Here is an 18,703-nt window from a genome sequence, read left to right as displayed (position 1 = left end):
AGATCGTTCTCTTGAATGCTCTGGTGTCCATATGGTAGGATCAAGTCAAAATTGGCGAATGAGGCAATGGAGGAATTGCTATGAATTCAGCTGTCGATCATAAAGAATGTTCTTCTTTAATACAGGGTGTATTGAAAATTTTCTCCGGTAAATGGTCATTTTTGGTTCTCGCCGAGCTCATTCAGGGCAAGCGGCGATTCAACGAGCTCAGAAGGAACTTGGGAAACGTCAACACTAAAGGATTAACTGACACATTAAGACATCTTGAAGAAAGCGGTATGATTTCCCGGAAGGTGTTCCCGACGGTTCCTGTTACTGTAGAATATGAATTAACAGAAAAAGGTAAAGAGTTCCACGGCATTTTTAAAGAGATGGCCGCGTGGGGGGAAAAATGGCTTCCGTAATGGAGCCTTTTTATTTTGCCTTCGTTTTGCGGTTCCAAATATTTCTGCCTTTTGGTATAGTGATAATATGTTTAAATTTGCAACAAAAGGTGATCGAATATGAAAGTGATGGCAATTGCTCCATATGAAGGATTAAAAGAGCTGATGATTCAAGTGGCAGGCGGCGAGGATTTTGAATTCGAGGCGGCTTCCGGAGATTTAGAGAAGGGCGTGGAACTGGCGAAACAAGCGGAAGCAAACGGGACTGATTTGATTATCAGTAGAGGTGGAACCGCTGAGCTGATCCAGCAAGAAGTTTCCATTCCGGTTGTGGATATCGAAGTGTCGGGATACGATATGCTGCGTGTGCTTACGCTTGCCAAGGGCTATCCCGGCAAAGCGGCAATTGTCGGATTTCCGATGATTGCCGACGGCGCGTCAGCAGTGTGCGAAATTTTGGATATCCGGATCGACGCCTGCACCGTATCAGACGAACGCGATGTTGAACCGGTGCTTCTTCAGCTCAAAGAACAGGGCTATCAGATCATTATCGGCGATGTGATCACAATTGAGAAAGCAGAGCAGCTCGGTTTAAACGGACTGCTTTTGACATCCGGAAAAGAAAGCATTGCCAAAGCTTTTGCAAACGCTAAAAAACTGTATTCCTTTTTAGAGAGCATCAAGCAGAAGTACGCTGTGCCGTATCACATTTTACAAAAGGCCGAGACCGGTTATGCAGTATACAACAAGACATTGCGGCCGGTTTTTCAAAACGGCGTATTTGCCGAACAAATCGGCTTGCTGGATCATCTGGAAGAGCTGATCGGGGAAGCGGAAAAGAAGGGAGTCATCCATTTTAGATTCCGAAAGCATGGGCGGACATGGAATATCACGGGACGCAGGTTTTTCGCATCAGACGAGGCATTGACCGTATTTACCGCGGAAAATGCAAAAGATGTTCACGTTTCTTCTTTGCCTGGAGCAGCGACTCTTTCTCCTTTACGGATGAGTTATATGGAAACATCGAGGAACGAAACGATGCAGCAGGTGCTGAAAAAAGCGGAGTTGTTCGCGGCAAGGCGGGAACCCATATGGATCAACGGAGCGCCCGGCTCAGGGAAAGAGAGCTTGGCCGGGCTGATCCATATGAAGGGGGAGGACAAGCATGAGCCGTTTCGAAAAATCGATGCCGGTTTGCTGTCTGAAGCAGAATGGGAACAGGCGTGTGAAAGCGAAGAATTCTTTTCAGGGAGAGGAACGCTATACATCAAACAAGTCGATCGCATGCCGCCGTCCTCGCAACGGCTTTTACTCAGGCGGATCAGCGAACCGTATGACGGGCCGAGGCTGATCGTTTCTTCTTCCCGCAGGCGCGCCGGGGAATTTTTAAGCGATTTATATGATGCGCTTTGTCATTTGGAACTGGACGTTCCCCCTCTTTCCGAAAGAAAAGAGGATATTTTGCATCTGGCTTATCTGTTTATTGCGGAAAGCAATGAGGCATTCGGCAAACAAATCGTCGGCTTTCGAAGCGAAGCTGGTGTTCTGCTTGAAGAAGCGAAATGGCCGGGCAACCTCAGCCAATTGAGAAAAACGGTCCAAAACTGTGTCCTTGAAGCGCAGGGCGTTTATATCGAGAAGGCTGACGCCGAACGGGCCCTGAGCCGCTTGAACGAGGAAGAAAGAGAAGACATCGATTTATCCGGAACGCTCGAAGAGATCGAAAAAAGAATCATTCAAAAAATCTATGCCGAAGAAGGGAACAATCAAACAAGAACAGCGGAAAGGCTCGGCATCAACAGAACGACGCTTTGGAGAAAATTGAAATCGTCACATTGATAAGACACCGGCTAAACCGGTGTTTTATTTTTTGTTTTAATATGCAACAATAAATAAAAAATAATTAGATAAATAACGTTGATTATTGAAACATTTATGTATATAATCATTTTTGAAAACGCTTTACAGGAAGGGGAGGCAATCATGGGATTCGTACCAAAGGGGATTTATCCCGCTATGCTGACACCGCTCACAGAAGATCAAAGCATTGATGAATCGGCGTTGAAACAGCTGACAAACCATTTGATCGATGCTCATGTACACGGGCTTTTTGCGTTGGGTACCAACGGGGAATTTCATATGTTCAACACCGGAGACAAGCTGAAAGTTGCAGAAATCATCATTCAAGAGACGGCAGGACGCGTTCCCGTCATGGTAGGGAGCGGAGGAAACAGCACAGAAGAAGCGATCTGGCTTTCTAAGAAAATGGAGAGGCTTGGCGCAGATGCGCTGTCGGTCATCACGCCATTCTTTATTCCACCGACACAGGAAGAAGCGGCGGTGCATTATAAAACAATTGCGGCATCCGTTTCACTTCCGATCCTTTTGTACAATATCCCTTCAAAAACAGGTTTCCATTTAGAACCAGAAACAGTGGCAGAGCTTGCGAAAGTGGATAATATCGTTGGAATTAAGGACAGCAGCGGAAACTTTGAAAACATACAGCAGTATATCGAGCTGACGAAAAATGAGGACTTTTCCGTTTTTGCAGGCACCGATTCGCTCATATTGAAAACGCTTCAAGCGGGAGGAGCGGGAGCAGTCGCAGCAACAGCAAATATGCTCCCTGATATCGTAACGTCGATTTACCACCATTGGTCAGAGGGTGAGACTGAAAAGGCGGAGGCTGCCCAGATGGAGCTTCAGCCGCTTCGCGATACATTTCGTTTAGGTACGATCCCGGCGGCACTGAAAAAAGCGGTTGGGCTTTATTCAATCCCTGTAGGCCCGCCGAAAGCGCCCATCCAAGAGCTGGCCGGTTCGGCGCTCTTGGAGGTCGAAAAAATGGTCGCTTACTATCAATCAAAATAGGGAGGTTTCAAGAATGCCAGCGAATTATCAATTTCGGACAGCCGATCATATCGTTGCGGGCGAACATTCCATCCGCAGGCTCAAAGATCATGTACGAACGATTGTACCGAATTCGGACAGGGCGCTGATTATTACCCAGCCGTCGATTGTCAAACTTGGCGCGATCGGAGAAGTACAGGCTCAGCTTACAGAGATTGGCATTCAGTCAGATGTTTGCACAGCCATATTGCCGGAACCGACCGCACAAAATATTGAAGACGTATTTAGAGGAATCCGTGATAAACGATACGACATTCTCATCGGAATCGGCGGAGGCAGCGTGCTGGACGGAACGAAAATATTGTCCGTGCTGCAAACGAATTCAAAAAAGGTCGAGGAGCTGCTCGGGACAGATTTGGTCGAAAAGCCGGGAATCCCGACCGTGCTGATTCCGAGTACCTCGGGGACAGGCGCAGAGGTGACGCCGAACGCGATCGTTACGCTTCCCGAAGAGGAATTGAAAGTCGGCATCGTCAGTCCGCTTCTTTTGCCGAAACTTGTCATTCTTGACCCGATCATCACCCTTGGATTGCCAAAATCAATTACGGCGGCTACCGGAATGGATGCATTCACCCATTCGCTTGAATCGTTCATTTCGACGAAAGCAAACCCGATCAGCGATATGTTCGCTTTAGAATCCATCAGATTGATTTCGGCAAGTATTGTGGAAGCGTATGAAAACGGTTCATCGATACAAGCGAGAGAAAACATGCTGCTCGGCTCGACGTATGGCGGAATGGCGCTGACGGCTGCCGGTACTGCTGCCGTTCATGCCCTCGCCTATCCGCTTGGGGGGAAATACCGAATTCCCCACGGTGTCGCCAATTCGATGCTCCTTCCGCATGTGATGGAGTTTAATATGGATGCTATTACAAAACGGCTGTCTCTTGCGGCAGAAACGATGGGAATCGCTGCATCTGATTTGACCGCCGAACAAGCGGCTGAGGCTGTTGTGCAGAAAATAAGAGAGTGGACGAAGCGGCTGAATATTCCTCAGGATTTAAAAGCGTTCGGCGTAACCGCAAGCGACGTGGACGATTTAGCCGACTCAGCTTCAAAAGTGACGCGCCTGCTTCATAACAATCCGAAACCGCTCAGTCTGGAAAATATAAAAGACATCTATCGAAAACTAATCAACTAAAGGATGAAGACATTTGAAAATTGCAATCATCGCGGATGATTTGACGGGAGCGAACGACTGCGGCGGTCAGCTTGTTCATTACGGGATGGATGTTTCCGTCAAACTCGACGCCGAATTCACCAGACGGGAAACGGAAGGCGTCGTTATTTTCAATACGGACAGCAGATCGCTGTCAGCCGCAGAGGCGAAGGCGACTGTGAAAAACATCAGTGAACACATCTCCCGGCAATCGTTTGATATCGTCTACAAAAAAATCGACAGCACAATGAGGGGAAATATCGGAGCCGAGCTTCAAGCGATGCACGAAGTGTTTCAGCCGGATTTTGTACTGATCGCTCCCGGCTACCCTCAAAACGGACGTCAGGTTATCGGCGGCGTCCATTATGTGAACGGCGTAAAGCTTGAAGAAACCGAAGCGGCAAACGATCCGAAAACGCCTGTAGCCGAGTCGAATATTCAAAGATTAATAGAAAAGCAGACTCGAAATAAGAGCGGGCATTTATCATATGAAGACATCCGCCGCGGACACGGGCATGTTCGCAACAAGCTGGAACGCTTTCGGGCGGAAGGGATTTCATATGTGACGGCCGATTCGGTTCACGAATCCGATCTGCAGGATCTGGCGCTTATTTTGGAGAGTTTGCCGTATTCTATCATTTTAGCCGGTTCGGCAGGCTTGATGAGCTGCCTGCCCAAAGCGTTCAATCTGAAAGAAAGGGAGCTCGGTCAAACCGTTCCGTTTTCCGACCAGCCGATCATGTTTGTCGTCGGAAGCATGAGTCGGAAGGGGAGGGAACAGCTTCACGAACTATTCGCCGGACGTGCGGCTGAAAAAATTGAAATGAGATCAGAGCGCGTGCTGTGCGGCGGAGCTGAGAAAAGAAACGAGTTCGAACGGCTGAAGGAGAGGGCGGCGGACGTCCGCCGCCGTTCGAAACACATCGTCCTCTGCACCTCGGACAATGCGGCAGAGACACAGAAGATTGGTGAAAGCCGCGGACTCACCCCGGTTCAAACGAGCAATGCGGTGTCCGGTGCACTAGGCGAATTGGCGGGCGAGCTGATTCAAGCCTTTCATGTGAGACGTCTGTTTTTAACCGGAGGTGACACGGCATACCAAGTGCTGCATCAGCTTCGGATTCATGAGATACGATTGCTGGACGAAGTAGAGCCCGGCATTCCGCTGGGAGCAGCCGGTGAAGAATTGTACATTGTGACAAAGGCCGGAAATTTTGGCTCGCGTTCGGTGATGGCAAGTGCGGCAAACAAGCTACAAGGAGGATAAACAATGAAGAAACCGGTTATCGGCATTACAATGGGCGACGCGGCAGGCGTCGGTCCGGAAATTATCGTAAAAGCCCTCAAGTCCCGTGAAGTGTATGACATGTGCAGGCCGCTCGTCATCGGCGATATGAAAATGCTGAAAAAAGCCGCTTTCCAAATCGGATCAAAGGTTGTCATTAACAAGGTCGGGCATCCGGACGAGGGCGGTTTTGTACATGGAAAGATCGATTGCCTCGATATCGATCTGCTCCCTGAAAACCTGCCTGTCGGAAAGGTATCGGCTGAAGCTGGAAACGCCGCTTTCCATTTCGTGAAAAAAGCGGTTGAGCTCGCTAAAAAAGGCTGCATTCAAGCGATTTGCACAGCGCCTTTAAATAAGGAGGCGCTGCATAAAGGCGGACACCGATACCCGGGGCATACGGAAATTCTCGCTCATTTAACGAATACGACAGACTACAGCATGATGCTGGCTTCGCCAAAGCTGAAGGTGATTCACCTGACAACGCATCAAGGGCTGATCGAGGCGATTCAGTCGATTACGCCGGAGCGGACCTATAAAGTCATCCGTCTCGCACATGATACATTGACAAGAGCCGGATACGAACAGCCGAAAATTGCTGTTTGCGGAATCAACCCCCATGCAGGGGAAAACGGCCTGTTTGGAAGCGGCGAGGAAGAACGGCAATTGCTTCCGGGGATTGAGCAGGCGGCAGCTGAGGGAATTGATGCCGGCGGCCCATACCCCGCAGACACGCTGTTTTACAAAGCTGTCAGAGGAGATGTTGACCTGGTCGTAGCCTGCTACCACGACCAGGGGCATATACCGGTCAAAGTCCTCGGGTTGGAAGAGGGCGTCAACATTACGGTCGGATTAAACGGCGGGATCATACGCACCTCTGTCGACCACGGAACCGCATTTGACATTGCGGGGCAGAACAAAGCCGATGAAAGAAGCATGCTCGCTGCTTTGCGGTCAGCCGCTGAGCTGGCGCCCAAATCGTAGAAAAATGAAAGAAGGTTGGTGCATCTTATGAAAGTCGTATGTACATCACCGTCATTTGCGAAATACTCAGACAATCCCGTCTTGTTTTTGAAGAAAAAAGGCATATCGCTGGAACGCCTTCCTGCAGATATAACAGAGGAGCAGTTCATAGAAGCAGCAGGCGGAGCGGATGCCGCGATCGTGGCGTTTAACCAGATTACGCCGTATGTCCTGGATCGTCTCCCTTCTTTAAAAATTGTCTGCAAACATGGCGTCGGTGTCGACAATATTGATCTGCACGCTGCGAAAGAGCGCAATGTCTTGGTGACGAATGCTCCCAACGCCAACAAGCATGCAGTCGCCGATTTTGTATTCGGCCTCATGCTATCGGCTGCAAGACAGATTCCTGCAGCCGACAGGGAGACAAAGCTGGGAAAATGGCCGAGGATTTTTGGATCTGACGTTTACGGCAAAACACTCGGTATCGTCGGACTTGGCATGATCGGAAAAGAAGTCGCCAAACGGGCGCAAGGCTTCAATATGACTGTTTTAGCCTATGATGTGTTTCCCGATCGTGCATTCGCAGCCGATCATCACATCCAATTTACGGAGCTTGATCACCTCTTGAAAGAAAGCGACTTTATCACCCTTCATATGCCGCTCACAGCCGAAACGGAAAACATGATCGGTGAAAAAGAATTAGCCGCTATGAAAGAAACATCTTATCTGATCAATGCTTCAAGGGGAGGCATCGTGTCTGAGTGTGCGTTATATGATGCCTTGGCGAACGGGAGCATCGCAGGGGCTGCGCTTGACGTGTATCAAACCGAACCGCTGAAGCAGCACCCTCTCTTTGAGCTGGACCGTTTTATCGCCATGCCGCATATCGCGGGGTACACCCGAGATGCCGTACAGAACCTTGGGATGATATGCGTCAAAAACATCGCTAGTGTACTGATCGACAAACAAAAACCGGAGTTTGTCGTCAACGGGTTGTGAATGTGTTTTCATTCATGCCCTGCATCATGATTTGAAAGCGTTTTCTACAAATGGGATGAGGTGGATAACATGTTGAATCACCCGATTCAAAAAAAGTCAAATGTACGCTGGGTTGTCGCGTTTATGATGTGGGCTGCGATTGCCATCAATTATATTGACCGGACAGTGCTCTCGGCTGCCGCTCCTTATATTACCGAGGAATTCAACTTGACAGCCGGCCAAATGGGAATCATCATGTCCGGTTTCTTCTGGTCGTACGCTTTGCTGCAGCTGCCTTCAGGCTGGGCGGCCGACAAGTATGGCCAGAAAAAAACGCTCGGTTTTGCGGTCGTCTGGTGGTCTGTTGCTACGGCGCTGACGGGTCTTGCGACAGGCTTCAAATCCCTGCTCGGGCTGCGGGTCGCACTGGGAGTCGGAGAGGCTGCTGCATATCCGAGCAATGCGGGGATCGCCGCCAAATGGTTTCCGAAAAAAGAAAGGGCGACAGTAGCCGGAATTTTTGACAGCGGGTCAAAGTTTGGCGGAGCTGTTGCCATGCCTTTGATCGCCTGGATGATAGCGGTCTTTGACTGGAAACTGACGTTTCTTTTGATCGGACTTGTCGGTGTCGTGTGGGGAATTGTCTGGATGATTTTCTTTAAGGAGAATCCCGCAGATCATAAGCGCGTCAATGAGGCGGAACTGGCTCATATTCGGGAAGGGCAGGCTCACATGGAAGAAACGGGCGGCGGCCAGCCGCTGAAGTGGTATCAGCTATTCAAATATCGAAACATATGGGCGATGTGCATCGGATTTTTCATGATCAATTATAATTCTTACTTCTTTATCACATGGCTGCCGACATACCTTGTCAAAGAAAGGGGCATGGATTTAATCGAGATGGGGATTATGGCGTCTCTGCCGCTTTTGACTGCAATGGTCGTTGAAGTCGGAGCCGGGTGGATGTCCGACCGGATATATGCAAAGGGAAAACTGTCGCTGACAGCCGTCCGGAAACTGTTTTTAATTATCGGGCTTGCCATGGCTTCGTGCATCGGTTTTGCCGCTTTTGCAGATTCTGCTATCCTGGCTGTCATCCTTCTTTGTGTAGCGAAATCGGGAACGACTGTCGCCGCGTCCCAAGTCTGGGCGCTTCCGGGGGATGTGGCTCCGAAAAATATGACGTCGATGGTTGCCGGTATTCAAAATACAGTCTCTAATATGGGCGGAGTGGTCGGGCCCATCATTACCGGCTTCATCGTTGGCGCAACGGGTTCTTTCGTGCCGGCGCTCCTTTTTTCAGCTGCCTTGATCGTCATTGCCATTTTAAATTATTTATTCCTATTGGGAAAAGTGAAACAGATTCAAGTATAAGGAACAAGCCCGGCTCATAAGCCGGGCTTTCAGCGTGTCGACAAACCCTCGCATTCGTTGTCAGGCCTGCGCGTCGGTGCTCACGAATTCCAACATTCGCTCCGCTCCGATGCTCGGTCTTCCTAGACTGCAAGGGTTTTCAATCACGCTGAAAGGATGACAAAATCCCAAAACAAAAAGTCGTTTTGGGATTTTGTCAACAATCTGCAAGCCCGGCTCATAAGCCGGGCTTTTCTCATTTAAAATGACTTCAGCACATGCTCCCTGTATTGTGTCGCACCTTCAGCAAGCTCGCTTTTTCCGGCAGTGCCCGCTTGATAGAAGACGTACGGCGGAAGGTATGTAGTACCGATGAAGTTGCTTGTCGCCTGAAAAGGGCGTAACAGTTCGCTGATCGTATAGTGATTTGACCCGCCGGCCTGATAGGCTTCTTCGGGAGCGCCCGCCGATACAGCGACCATGAATTCTTTGCCGTGAAGCGCTGTGCCGTTTGTTCCGTATGCCCAGCCGTAGAGAAAAACGTGGTCCAGCCATTTTTTTAAAAGTGGCGGCGAGCTGTACCAATAAAGCGGAAACTGGAAGACGATCCGATCGTGTTCTTCACAAAGTTTTTGTTCTTTTTCCACATCAATGGCCTCGTCAGGATATTCCTGATAAAGGTCGCGGAATGTAATGCCGGGTGCATCTTTCAATGTGTCTGCAAATGCTCTGTTCACAACTGACTGCTCCATATTCGGATGAAATGCGAGTACCAATACTTTCATGATTCCATCTCCTTCTTCCATTTTATTCATCTTAACGAACAGCCAGCTTGGATTCAACAAAAACGCTTCATCCCTATTCAAGGAATCGGGCCGTGACAAAGGTCTTGATATAAGCCGCAAGACACAGAATTTGCATGCCTTGGAGGAAGATGCGAAAGGTCAAAATCCGAGTTTCTTCATTTATATATAAACATAAGTAAAAAGTCTCTTAAAGACTGCCATGAAAAAATAAGGCAAACAGGTGAAAACGGAGCTATAGACATGCATCTTCATGATCGGGCGATATCTATTAATGCGATTATTCCGAATTTTAGGCAAGTTGAAATGGAAATGTGGATTTATATCCGGATGAATGGTTCAAGTCAAAAGCTCCCGTTATCTTCTAAAAAATTAAATATGAATGCAGGATGAATTAATGGTTTTTTGTTCTCATCAAAAACGCTTCTACTTCTTTGACGGTTAATCCCATTTCTTTGGCCTCCAACATAAGGGCTCTCCATTCGTCGATATTGGCTTGTGTCAGCTCCCTGTTTCGATAAAGCGTCCGTTCTTTCTTTTTCTGTTTGAGACGGTGTGTGAATTGAAACAGTTCTTCCTGGTTCATCCCCGCCTGCACGGCCTGTACAAGGTGGGTTCTCCACTCGTCTTCATGCTCGGTCCGGCGATAAAGGATCACTTCGGTATCAAACAATTCCTTTAATTCCACTTTCAGCGCACGGGAGATTTTTTTTAGGAATTCGACTGACGGATTTCTGTGAACGCCGCGTTCGATTTTGCTTAAATATGATTTTGATACGCCTGCTATATCAGCAAGCTGGTTAATGGAGTAGCCTTTTCTTTTTCTGTACATTCGGATGACTCTTCCGATCATACTGATTCCTCCTCTTCCCCTTGCCATTCATATAAAAACGCTTTCCTGTTCATTATAAGAAATAATTTGTTCTTTATAAAATTCAAAAATTTAAGATATCGACAGAAAATAAAAGAAAACGAACGGATTTGTTCTCTAAAAAGAACTATATAGCTAAATTCAGCATTTTTCAATTCAAATTTTTTCTTTTATAATCCAATCATTAACAAACGGCATTCCTGAGGAGGCAGTCAAGCATGAAAGAAAATATTGATTTTAGAGAACTGATTGCAATCTTGCGAAAAAGAACGGTTCTTATTCTCGTTTTGACAATAGGTGTAACATTGACGACCGGAATCATTCAGTTCTATGTGCTGACACCTGTCTATCAGGCATCGACGCAGATTTTGGTGCATCAAGTAGGAGAGAAAAAAGGGAGCGCCACGTACAGCGATATTCAAATCAACCTGCAATACACGCGGACATTCCAAGCGCTTCTGAAGAACCCGGTGATTTTGGAGCAAGTCAAGAGAGAGCTTGATTTACCTTACTCTGCCGGCCGGTTGGGTGAAAAAATCGCAACGAGCAGTGAAAGCGAATCAGAGATTATTAACATTACAGTTCAAGACGAAAATCAGAAACGGGCAGCCGATATAGCGAACACGCTAACAGCGGTGCTCAAAAAAGAGATTAAGCAAATCATGAACACCGATCGGATAACCGTCCTTTCAAAAGCCGACATCGTCGATTCGCCGACTCCTGTCAGACCGAATTACAAAATGAATATTTTGCTGGCATTCGGCGCCGCAATAATGACCGGAATCGCTTTGGCGTTCTTTTTGGATTTTATCGATGATACGGTTGCAAGGCCGTCTCAAGTCGAAAAGGAAGCGGGATTTATTTATTTGGGAAGTATTGAGCAAATGAAGCATACAAAAAGTCTGTTTCGCGGAGACCCCGATATGAATATCCGTGTGAAAGCAGGAAGGAGTGAGCCGCTTGGCTATTAGAAAAAAACGCTCTCGCAAATATCAATCGGCGCTTGTCGCATTGCATCAGCCGAATGCGCCGATCGTCGAACAATACCGGACGATCAGGACCAACATTGAGTTCTCATCCTTTGAGAAGCCGTTTAAATCATTGCTCATCACATCGGGCCTCCCGGGAGAGGGCAAATCATTCTCGGCTTCAAACTTGGCGGTCGTATTTTCGCAACAGGAAAAAAAGGTCCTTCTGATCGACGCGGATTTAAGAAAGCCGACGATTCACAAAATTTTTGAGCTCGATAATCATTCTGGCGTCACAAATGTATTGATGAAAAAAACGACGCTGGAAAATGTCGTGCAGCAAAGCCCGGCGGAAAATCTCCATGTGCTGACAAGCGGTCCGATTCCTCCGAATCCGTCCGAGTTGTTGTCGTCGCAGGCGATGGAGGATCTGCTTGCTGAAGCGTACAACCAGTACGATTTAGTCATCCTTGATTCACCGCCGCTATTGCCGGTCGCAGACGCGCAAATATTGGCGAACCAAGTGGATGGAAGCATCCTTGTCATCCTCAGCGGAAAAACAAAGCTTGATAACGCGATCAAGTCGCGGGACGCGCTGAATTCTTCAAAAAGCGAACTGCTCGGCGCCGTGTTGAACGGGCGGAAAGTGAAGAAGGCGCGTCAGTATAATTACGCAACCATGTAATCTTTTGAAGCGGCTGCGCCGCTTTAGGTGATGTCTCCTTGCCTTTACCGATGGAGGCACTCGGCTCTACCGTGGGCAGACTACCCGTCTGCCTTAGACGCAAGTCGTCGATGGCGGAGCGTGAGGACGGGTTAAATGCCCATTTTTATTTAATTGACGTGCTCGGTTTAAATTTGAAAATCGCCCGTATCTTTTTAGCTCATGGGATTTTGCCCTAAAAGATCCTATCAGCTAGAAAGATACATTAGGAGGTAGGAAATTGACATATCGGAGAAGGCTTTCCATTATTACCGCACTCGATTCGTACTTGGTTTTGCTGTCCATCTTTATCGGATATCAGCTGATTTCGCCATCATATGATTTATACCCTTCGGAAATGCTGCTGATGACTTCACTGATACTGCTTGGCGCTCAGCATTTATTCGCCCATTGCTTCCACCTTTACAAAAAAGTGTGGGAGTACGCAAGCATCGGTGAATTATATGTGCTGCTTAAATCGATTACCTTGTCCCATCTTGTGACGGCGGTCCTCGAACTGTTTTTCTTTCAAAACGTTCCGGTTCGCCTTTTATGTTTAAGCTGGCTGTTCCAGCTGATCTTGATCGGCGGGTCGCGGATGATGTGGCGCATCATCAGGGAACAGGTGAACAAAGAAAGCAAAGGATCTTTAAAAGCGCTGATTATCGGAGCCGGCTCTGCCGGCAGTTTGATCGCAAAACAGCTTGTGCAAAAGCCGGAATTGAACATTAAGCCTGTCGCATTTATCGATGATGACAAAACGAAATACCGGCTTGAAATCATGGGTTTGCCCGTTTTAGGCGGAAAAGAGCAGATCATGCAGGCGGTCCGGCAGTGGAATATTGACCGGATCATCATCGCCATTCCATCTTTAAGCGTCACTCAGATGCAGGACATGTACAAGGCGTGTGCACAAACGGGGATCAAAACGCAAATCATGCCGAAAATAGACGAAATTTTGCTCGGCAGACATCCTGTCGGCCAGCTTCGCGATGTCAAAGCGGAAGATTTGCTCGGAAGGGAGCCTGTCCAGCTTGATACAAGCGAAATCTCCAATACGGTCAAGGACCGCGTCGTTCTTGTGACGGGAGCCGGAGGTTCAATCGGCTCGGAAATCTGCCGTCAAATCAGCAAATTTAAACCGAAATCGATTGTTTTAGTCGGGCACGGAGAAAACAGCATTCATTCGATTCTGCTGGAACTGCAGGAGAAGTTCGGAAAGCATGTCGCTTATTATCCGGAAATCGCCGACATACAGGACAGAGAGAAAATGTTTTTGCTGATGGAACGCTACAAACCGAATGTCATTTATCATGCAGCTGCACACAAGCATGTGCCGCTGATGGAAAAATGCCCGAAAGAAGCTGTCAAAAACAATATCCTCGGTACGAAAAACGTCGCTGAAGCCGCCGACGAAACCGGAGTGGAAACTTTTGTCCTGATCTCGTCAGACAAAGCGGTCAACCCTGCCAATATCATGGGGGCGACGAAGCGGTTCGCAGAAATGCTGATCATGAATCTCGGCAAAACGAGCAAAACCAAATTTGTCGCCGTCCGCTTCGGAAATGTTCTCGGCAGCAGGGGAAGCGTCATTCCGATTTTCAAAAAACAAATCGCTAGAGGCGGTCCGGTCACTGTCACACACCAGGACATGACGAGGTACTTTATGACGATTCCGGAAGCTTCAAGGCTGGTTATTCAGGCGGGGGCGCTTGCCAAAGGAAGACAGATTTTCGTGCTCGATATGGGCGAACCGGTCAAAATCGTCGATCTCGCCAAAAATCTCATCCAGCTCTCCGGCTATACGACAGACCAGATCAAAATTGAATTTACAGGCATCCGCCCGGGAGAAAAAATGTACGAAGAGCTGCTGAATCAAAATGAAGTGCTGGCAGAGCAGGTTTTTCCGAAGATTCATATCGGCAAGGCGGTCGACGTCGAGCTAACGGTGCTGAAGACATTCATGGAGGAATTTATGTATTTGTCAGACCGCGAGCTGAGAGAACACTTGTTCCAAGCGATCGGCCAGCATGAGAAAAAGCTGGTGACAGCGCACTAGGGGGAAGAACATGACAAGAACGGTTTTGTTTTGCGCTACTGTGGATTACCATTTCAAGGCCTTCCACCTCCCATATTTAAAATGGTTTAAAGAGCAGGGGTGGAACGTTCATATCGCCGCAAAAGGAGATATGGCACTGCCTTATACAGACAAAAAATTTGATATCGACATCAGGCGTTCTCCTCTGAATGCAAGCAATATCGCAGCCTATCGGGAGCTGGCGCGCATCATTGACGAAAACCGGTACAGCATCATTCATTGCCATACGCCGATGGGAGGCGTGCTGGCAAGGCTTGCGGCCCGGAAACAGAGAAAAGAGGGAACGAAAGTGATCTATACCGCTCACGGTTTTCACTTTTGCCAAGGTGCACCTTTAAAGAATTGGCTGCTATACTATCCGATTGAAAAAGGGCTGTCCGCTTTGACCGATTGCCTAATCACGATCAATGAAGAAGATTTCGTCCTTGCAAAAGGCTTGCGCAAGGCGCTGCGAACAGAAAAAATTCATGGCATCGGCGTCGATACCGAGCGCTTTCATCCTGTCAGCGAAACAGAGAAAATGCTGCTCAGGAAAACATACGGTTTCAAAGAAGACGACTTTATTCTCATATATCCCGCGGAACTGAACGCGAATAAAAACCAGGCGCTGCTCATCGAAACGGCGGCTGCTTTAAAAGATAGAGCCCCAAACTTAAAGCTCGTGTTTGCAGGAAAAGGGCAGATGGAAGAAAAATACCGAAGTCTCGCTGAACAAAAAGGCGTTTCTTCGACCGTCACGTTTGCAGGTTTTCAAAAAAACATCCACGAATGGATTCAGCTTGCCGATGTGTCTGTCGCTTCAAGCATCAGGGAAGGGCTCGGCATGAACCTCCTGGAAGGAATGGCGGCAGGAAAGCCCGCCGTTGCAGCGGACAACCGCGGACACCGGGAAGTTATTCAAGAGGGCGTGAACGGATTTTTGATTCCGCAGGGAGACGCCGGAACGTTCAGCGACCGAATTTTGCAGCTGTACCGTCTGCCTTCTTTGCGAAAAAAGATGGGGGACGCGGGGAGACGAACGGCCGCCGCTTTTTCCCAGCAGCGCACCGTCAAAGAAATGGCGGGCATTTACTCTTCCTTTATGGATCATGAAACAGTTGAAAGGAGGCTGAAAGGATGACAGGGGGTCAAAAGCCGAAAGTTTCTGTCATTATGGGAGTCTACAATTGTGAGGACACGATCGCAGAGAGCATCGAGTCGATTTTGAATCAAACCTATAAAAATTGGGAACTGATTATATGCGACGATGCATCAACAGATGGGACATATGCTGTTGCCAGGCGGTATGCCGATCATTACGCAGATAGGATCAAGCTGATTAAAAACGAGAAGAATCAGCGGCTGGCTGCTTCGCTAAACCACTGTCTCCGGTACGCCGGCGGGAAATATATCGCGCGCCAGGACGGAGATGACATCTCTTTGCCAAGGCGTTTTGAAAAACAGGTCGCGTTTCTTGAATCACAATCTCATTATCATGTCGTCGGCAGCGGAATGATGGCCTTCGACGAAAACGGGATCAGAGGCGTCAGAATGCTTCCGCCCTCTCCCGGGCCGAGAATCATGGCGAAAGGAACGCCGTTTTGCCATGCGACGATCATGATGAGAGTGGAAGTGTACGAGGCGCTGGACGGCTATCGGGTCGGCCGGAGAACAAGAAGGATGGAAGATATCGATTTGTGGCTCCGTTTTTTTGAAGCGGGCTACACGGGCTATAACCTTCAGGAAGCTTTATACAAAGTAAGGGAAGACGAATCGGCGTTTAAAAGGAGAAAGTTCAGCTACTCGATTGACAATGCGTTTATCGTCTTTGCCGCCTGCAGACGGCTGAAGCTGCCGCTCTCAGACTACATTTATATGATGAAACCCATCATCAGGGGGCTCATGCCTCCTTTTATCATGAACAAATACCATAAAAGAAGATTGATGAATGAAGGCGGAGGGGTCGTAAAACATGAGTGACGGAAGCGTGAGACCAGAACGGGTGCTTCACATCGTAAGCGGAATGAACCGCGGCGGAGCGGAGACGATGATTATGAATATATACCGCCATACAGACAGGCGGCATATTCAATTTGACTTTATTTCCCACCGGGAAGAAACGTGCGATTATGATCCGGAGATCATCACGCGCGGCGGCCGGGTGTTTTATGTACCAAGCATCGGGCGGTCGGGGCCTCTCGCCTACATCAAAAACATCAGGAGGATTTTGGTTGAGAAAGGGCCGTATGCCGCCGTGCACGCCCATACGGATTTTCAGACGGGGTTTGCCGCATTGGCGGCCAAGCTCGCCGGCGTTCCGGTGAGGGTCTGTCATTCCCACAACACGGCCTGGAAGCCTAACCCCCGGTTTTGGGATACATGGCAGCTCCTCGCATTCCGCCGTTTGATTTTCTCCAGTGCTACGGCTCTGTGCGCTTGCGGCAAAGATGCCGGGCGTTTTTTATTCGGCGGAAAAAAGATGGGCGAAAACGCGGTCCATCTTTTGCAAAACGGGATTGAACTTGACCGCTTCAAAGAAGCGAACGGCGTTTCAAAGACGGATGCAAAAAAGAGCTTCGGCATCAAGGAAGACGCATTGGTTATCGGACATGTCGGCCGTTTTTTTGAACAGAAAAACCACGCGTTTCTGCTCGGGCTTGCCGCTCATTTCAAGAAATCGGGCACGCCTTTTCAAGCGGTGTTCGCAGGTGATGGTCCGCTGCGCAGACAGATGGAAGAAAAAGCCGCCGCTCTCGGTGTAAAAGACGACATTCTGTTTCTCGGCGTCGTCGAAGATATCCCGGCTCTCATGCAGACGTTTGATGTATTTGCCATGCCGTCTTTGTTTGAAGGGCTCCCTCTCGTACTCGTCGAAGCGCAGGCATCAGGGCTTCCTTGTATTGTATCAGACCATATTACAGAGGAAACCGATTTGGGACTCGGCCTGCTGACCCGTCTCAGCTTAAATGCCGGCTTTGAACGGTGGGCTGAGGATATCAGCCGTGCCGCTCAGGCGAAAAAGCCTGCATGGCCGGAGATTGAGAGAAGCCTGGCAGAGAGAGGCTATGATGCAAAAGCAAATTTGGCGAGACTGATGGACATCTATTCAATCTCCGCGGCAGAAGGACAGTGAGTGTATGTCTGTTTACATGTTGAATATGGGGATTGTTTTCATCTGGTCATGGTTTGCGAAAATGTACGGCAGGGAAGATCACAGGCTGCCGACGGGCTACCGTCCGAATGCGATCCTCACCGTCGTTCCGCTCGCGTCTTTGATTATCGTTGCCGGCTTAAGATACAAGGTCGGAACGGATTACCACACCTATATGCTGCTTTACGAATTAGCCGGAAAATACAACAACATTTGGGAGATCTTCGGTTTCGGAACAGATAAGTCGTCGACAGATCCCGGATTTACCGCACTCTTATGGATATTAAACCAGATTTCAGCCGATCCGGCGCTCATGTTTGCCGTCGTTGCCGCGATTACCTATATCTATATCGTCAAGACGCTATATGTGTATGGAAGGCCGTTTGAGTTGAGCATGTTTCTCTTTATCGGCATGTTTCACTATTACGCTTCGTTTAACGGTATTCGCCAATACATGGCGGCGGCCATTCTGTTTTGGGCGGTCCGGTATCTGATCGATGGGAAGCTGGTGCGCTATATGATCGTCGTGCTGATCTGTTCGCTTTTTCATTCTTCGGCTTTGATCATGATTCCTGTCTATTTCATCGTCAGAAGAAAAGCGTGGTCGCCTGTCCTCTGGTGCCTCATGCTCTTATTTTTGGCGGGAACTTTTCTGTATCAAAAATTTTTGTCCGTATTCCTTGTCGTGCTTGAAAACAGTCAATACGGACATTACGAAGAATGGCTGATGAAAAATACGAACGGCATGAACGCCATTAAAATCATCGTTCTTCTTCTCCCGCTCGTACTTGCATTCTGCTTCAGGGAGCAGCTCAGAAAACGCTGGCCCGAAGTCGATTATATCGTCAACCTTTGTCTGATCGGTTTCCTGTTCGGAATTTTGGCGACAAAGGATGTCATTTTTGCGAGGTTCAACATTTATTTCGGGCTCTATCAGCTGATTCTCGTTCCTTATTTTGTACGGATTTTCGAACCGAAATCGAACGCGCTTCTGTATGTTTTGATTTTGATCTGTTACTTCTTATACAGCTTTATGCTCATGCCGTTCGACTCGTCGGTATTGCCTTACAGAACGATTTTTGAACGTTGAATAGCGGAA

General features: G+C 48.4%; 17 protein-coding genes. 15 read left to right on the top strand and 2 right to left on the bottom strand.

Annotated features, from left to right (window positions below; genetic code table 11):
- Positions 1-80 precede the first annotated feature (80 nt).
- From M1D67_RS18970 to M1D67_RS18935, 8 genes are all read left to right on the top strand, one after another.
- A complete protein-coding gene (locus tag M1D67_RS18970) occupies positions 81-404 on the top strand; it encodes a winged helix-turn-helix transcriptional regulator (RefSeq protein ID WP_020453042.1) in 324 nt (107 codons plus the stop codon).
- Positions 405-503: 99 nt separating this feature from the next.
- On the top strand, positions 504-2,222 hold the full coding sequence (locus M1D67_RS18965) for a PrpR N-terminal domain-containing protein (protein WP_479831452.1): 1,719 nt from the start codon (positions 504-506) through the stop codon (positions 2,220-2,222).
- A gap of 144 nt (positions 2,223-2,366) precedes the next feature.
- On the top strand, positions 2,367-3,254 hold the full coding sequence (gene dapA, locus M1D67_RS18960) for a 4-hydroxy-tetrahydrodipicolinate synthase (protein WP_020453040.1): 888 nt from the start codon (positions 2,367-2,369) through the stop codon (positions 3,252-3,254).
- A 13-nt stretch (positions 3,255-3,267) separates the two neighbouring features.
- Complete coding sequence (locus M1D67_RS18955) at positions 3,268-4,434, top strand: iron-containing alcohol dehydrogenase (RefSeq protein ID WP_025810727.1); 1,167 nt, start codon at positions 3,268-3,270, stop codon at positions 4,432-4,434.
- A gap of 13 nt (positions 4,435-4,447) precedes the next feature.
- Positions 4,448-5,719: a four-carbon acid sugar kinase family protein gene (locus M1D67_RS18950; protein ID WP_020453038.1), complete on the top strand. Its 1,272-nt coding sequence runs from the start codon at positions 4,448-4,450 to the stop codon at positions 5,717-5,719.
- Between the two features lie 3 nt (positions 5,720-5,722).
- Positions 5,723-6,721, top strand: coding sequence for a 4-hydroxythreonine-4-phosphate dehydrogenase PdxA (gene pdxA / locus M1D67_RS18945; RefSeq protein WP_025810728.1), 999 nt, complete (start codon positions 5,723-5,725; stop codon positions 6,719-6,721).
- A 27-nt stretch (positions 6,722-6,748) separates the two neighbouring features.
- Positions 6,749-7,699, top strand: a complete 951-nt coding sequence (locus M1D67_RS18940) for a phosphoglycerate dehydrogenase (protein WP_145930006.1) — start codon at positions 6,749-6,751, stop codon at positions 7,697-7,699.
- Between the two features lie 69 nt (positions 7,700-7,768).
- Complete coding sequence (locus M1D67_RS18935) at positions 7,769-9,052, top strand: MFS transporter (protein ID WP_023856339.1); 1,284 nt, start codon at positions 7,769-7,771, stop codon at positions 9,050-9,052.
- Positions 9,053-9,291: 239 nt separating this feature from the next.
- On the opposite strand, the gene M1D67_RS18930 is transcribed toward M1D67_RS18935, so the two are convergent.
- Together M1D67_RS18930 and slrR are read right to left on the bottom strand one after the other, a co-directional pair.
- Positions 9,292-9,816 carry an NAD(P)H-dependent oxidoreductase gene (locus M1D67_RS18930; protein WP_023856337.1) on the bottom strand — a complete coding sequence of 175 codons (525 nt, stop codon included), beginning with the start codon at positions 9,814-9,816 and terminating at the stop codon, positions 9,292-9,294.
- A gap of 412 nt (positions 9,817-10,228) precedes the next feature.
- Entirely contained in the window at positions 10,229-10,687 is a 459-nt protein-coding gene (gene slrR / locus M1D67_RS18925; RefSeq protein ID WP_023856335.1) for an HTH-type transcriptional regulator SlrR, read from the bottom strand.
- A 236-nt stretch (positions 10,688-10,923) separates the two neighbouring features.
- Here slrR and M1D67_RS18920 point away from each other — a divergent pair, with 236 nt between their 5' ends.
- The 7 genes from M1D67_RS18920 to M1D67_RS18890 all read left to right on the top strand — a co-directional run bounded on the left by M1D67_RS18920 (position 10,924) and on the right by M1D67_RS18890 (position 18,694).
- Positions 10,924-11,676 carry a YveK family protein gene (locus M1D67_RS18920; protein WP_025810730.1) on the top strand — a complete coding sequence of 251 codons (753 nt, stop codon included), beginning with the start codon at positions 10,924-10,926 and terminating at the stop codon, positions 11,674-11,676.
- Complete coding sequence (locus M1D67_RS18915) at positions 11,666-12,358, top strand: CpsD/CapB family tyrosine-protein kinase (protein ID WP_020453031.1); 693 nt, start codon at positions 11,666-11,668, stop codon at positions 12,356-12,358. The genes M1D67_RS18920 and M1D67_RS18915 overlap by 11 nt, the downstream gene beginning before the upstream one ends.
- A gap of 259 nt (positions 12,359-12,617) precedes the next feature.
- Positions 12,618-14,435: a polysaccharide biosynthesis protein gene (locus M1D67_RS18910; RefSeq protein ID WP_479831451.1), complete on the top strand. Its 1,818-nt coding sequence runs from the start codon at positions 12,618-12,620 to the stop codon at positions 14,433-14,435.
- 10 nt (positions 14,436-14,445) lie between these two features.
- Positions 14,446-15,594 (top strand): glycosyltransferase family 4 protein, encoded by a 1,149-nt coding sequence (locus tag M1D67_RS18905; protein ID WP_025810732.1) that lies wholly within the window; start codon positions 14,446-14,448, stop codon positions 15,592-15,594.
- Positions 15,591-16,433, top strand: coding sequence for a glycosyltransferase EpsE (gene epsE, locus M1D67_RS18900; RefSeq protein WP_479831450.1), 843 nt, complete (start codon positions 15,591-15,593; stop codon positions 16,431-16,433). The genes M1D67_RS18905 and epsE overlap by 4 nt, the downstream gene beginning before the upstream one ends.
- Positions 16,426-17,586, top strand: a complete 1,161-nt coding sequence (locus tag M1D67_RS18895; protein WP_026580135.1) for a glycosyltransferase family 1 protein — start codon at positions 16,426-16,428, stop codon at positions 17,584-17,586. The genes epsE and M1D67_RS18895 overlap by 8 nt, the downstream gene beginning before the upstream one ends.
- A gap of 4 nt (positions 17,587-17,590) precedes the next feature.
- Positions 17,591-18,694 carry an EpsG family protein gene (locus tag M1D67_RS18890; RefSeq protein WP_020453026.1) on the top strand — a complete coding sequence of 368 codons (1,104 nt, stop codon included), beginning with the start codon at positions 17,591-17,593 and terminating at the stop codon, positions 18,692-18,694.
- The last annotated feature ends 9 nt before the right edge of the window (positions 18,695-18,703 follow it).

Source organism: Bacillus sp. PK6-025, assembly GCF_056530265.1.
The sequence above is the reverse complement of the archived record's forward strand: the minus strand, read 5'-3'. Positions and strand labels throughout refer to the sequence as shown.

What these genes read in the sequence shown, in the direction of transcription:
- M1D67_RS18970 (WP_020453042.1), top strand. Translation starts at nt 81, where the DNA reads ATGAATTCAGCTGTCGATCATAAAGAATGTTCTTCTTTAATACAGGGT.
- M1D67_RS18965 (WP_479831452.1), top strand. Translation starts at nt 504, where the DNA reads ATGAAAGTGATGGCAATTGCTCCATATGAAGGATTAAAAGAGCTGATG.
- dapA (WP_020453040.1), top strand. Translation starts at nt 2,367, where the DNA reads ATGGGATTCGTACCAAAGGGGATTTATCCCGCTATGCTGACACCGCTC.
- M1D67_RS18955 (WP_025810727.1), top strand. Translation starts at nt 3,268, where the DNA reads ATGCCAGCGAATTATCAATTTCGGACAGCCGATCATATCGTTGCGGGC.
- pdxA (WP_025810728.1), top strand. Translation starts at nt 5,723, where the DNA reads ATGAAGAAACCGGTTATCGGCATTACAATGGGCGACGCGGCAGGCGTC.
- M1D67_RS18940 (WP_145930006.1), top strand. Translation starts at nt 6,749, where the DNA reads ATGAAAGTCGTATGTACATCACCGTCATTTGCGAAATACTCAGACAAT.
- M1D67_RS18935 (WP_023856339.1), top strand. Translation starts at nt 7,769, where the DNA reads ATGTTGAATCACCCGATTCAAAAAAAGTCAAATGTACGCTGGGTTGTC.
- M1D67_RS18930 (WP_023856337.1), bottom strand. Translation starts at nt 9,816, where the DNA reads ATGAAAGTATTGGTACTCGCATTTCATCCGAATATGGAGCAGTCAGTT.
- slrR (WP_023856335.1), bottom strand. Translation starts at nt 10,687, where the DNA reads ATGATCGGAAGAGTCATCCGAATGTACAGAAAAAGAAAAGGCTACTCC.
- M1D67_RS18920 (WP_025810730.1), top strand. Translation starts at nt 10,924, where the DNA reads ATGAAAGAAAATATTGATTTTAGAGAACTGATTGCAATCTTGCGAAAA.
- M1D67_RS18905 (WP_025810732.1), top strand. Translation starts at nt 14,446, where the DNA reads ATGACAAGAACGGTTTTGTTTTGCGCTACTGTGGATTACCATTTCAAG.
- epsE (WP_479831450.1), top strand. Translation starts at nt 15,591, where the DNA reads ATGACAGGGGGTCAAAAGCCGAAAGTTTCTGTCATTATGGGAGTCTAC.
- M1D67_RS18895 (WP_026580135.1), top strand. Translation starts at nt 16,426, where the DNA reads ATGAGTGACGGAAGCGTGAGACCAGAACGGGTGCTTCACATCGTAAGC.
- M1D67_RS18890 (WP_020453026.1), top strand. Translation starts at nt 17,591, where the DNA reads ATGTCTGTTTACATGTTGAATATGGGGATTGTTTTCATCTGGTCATGG.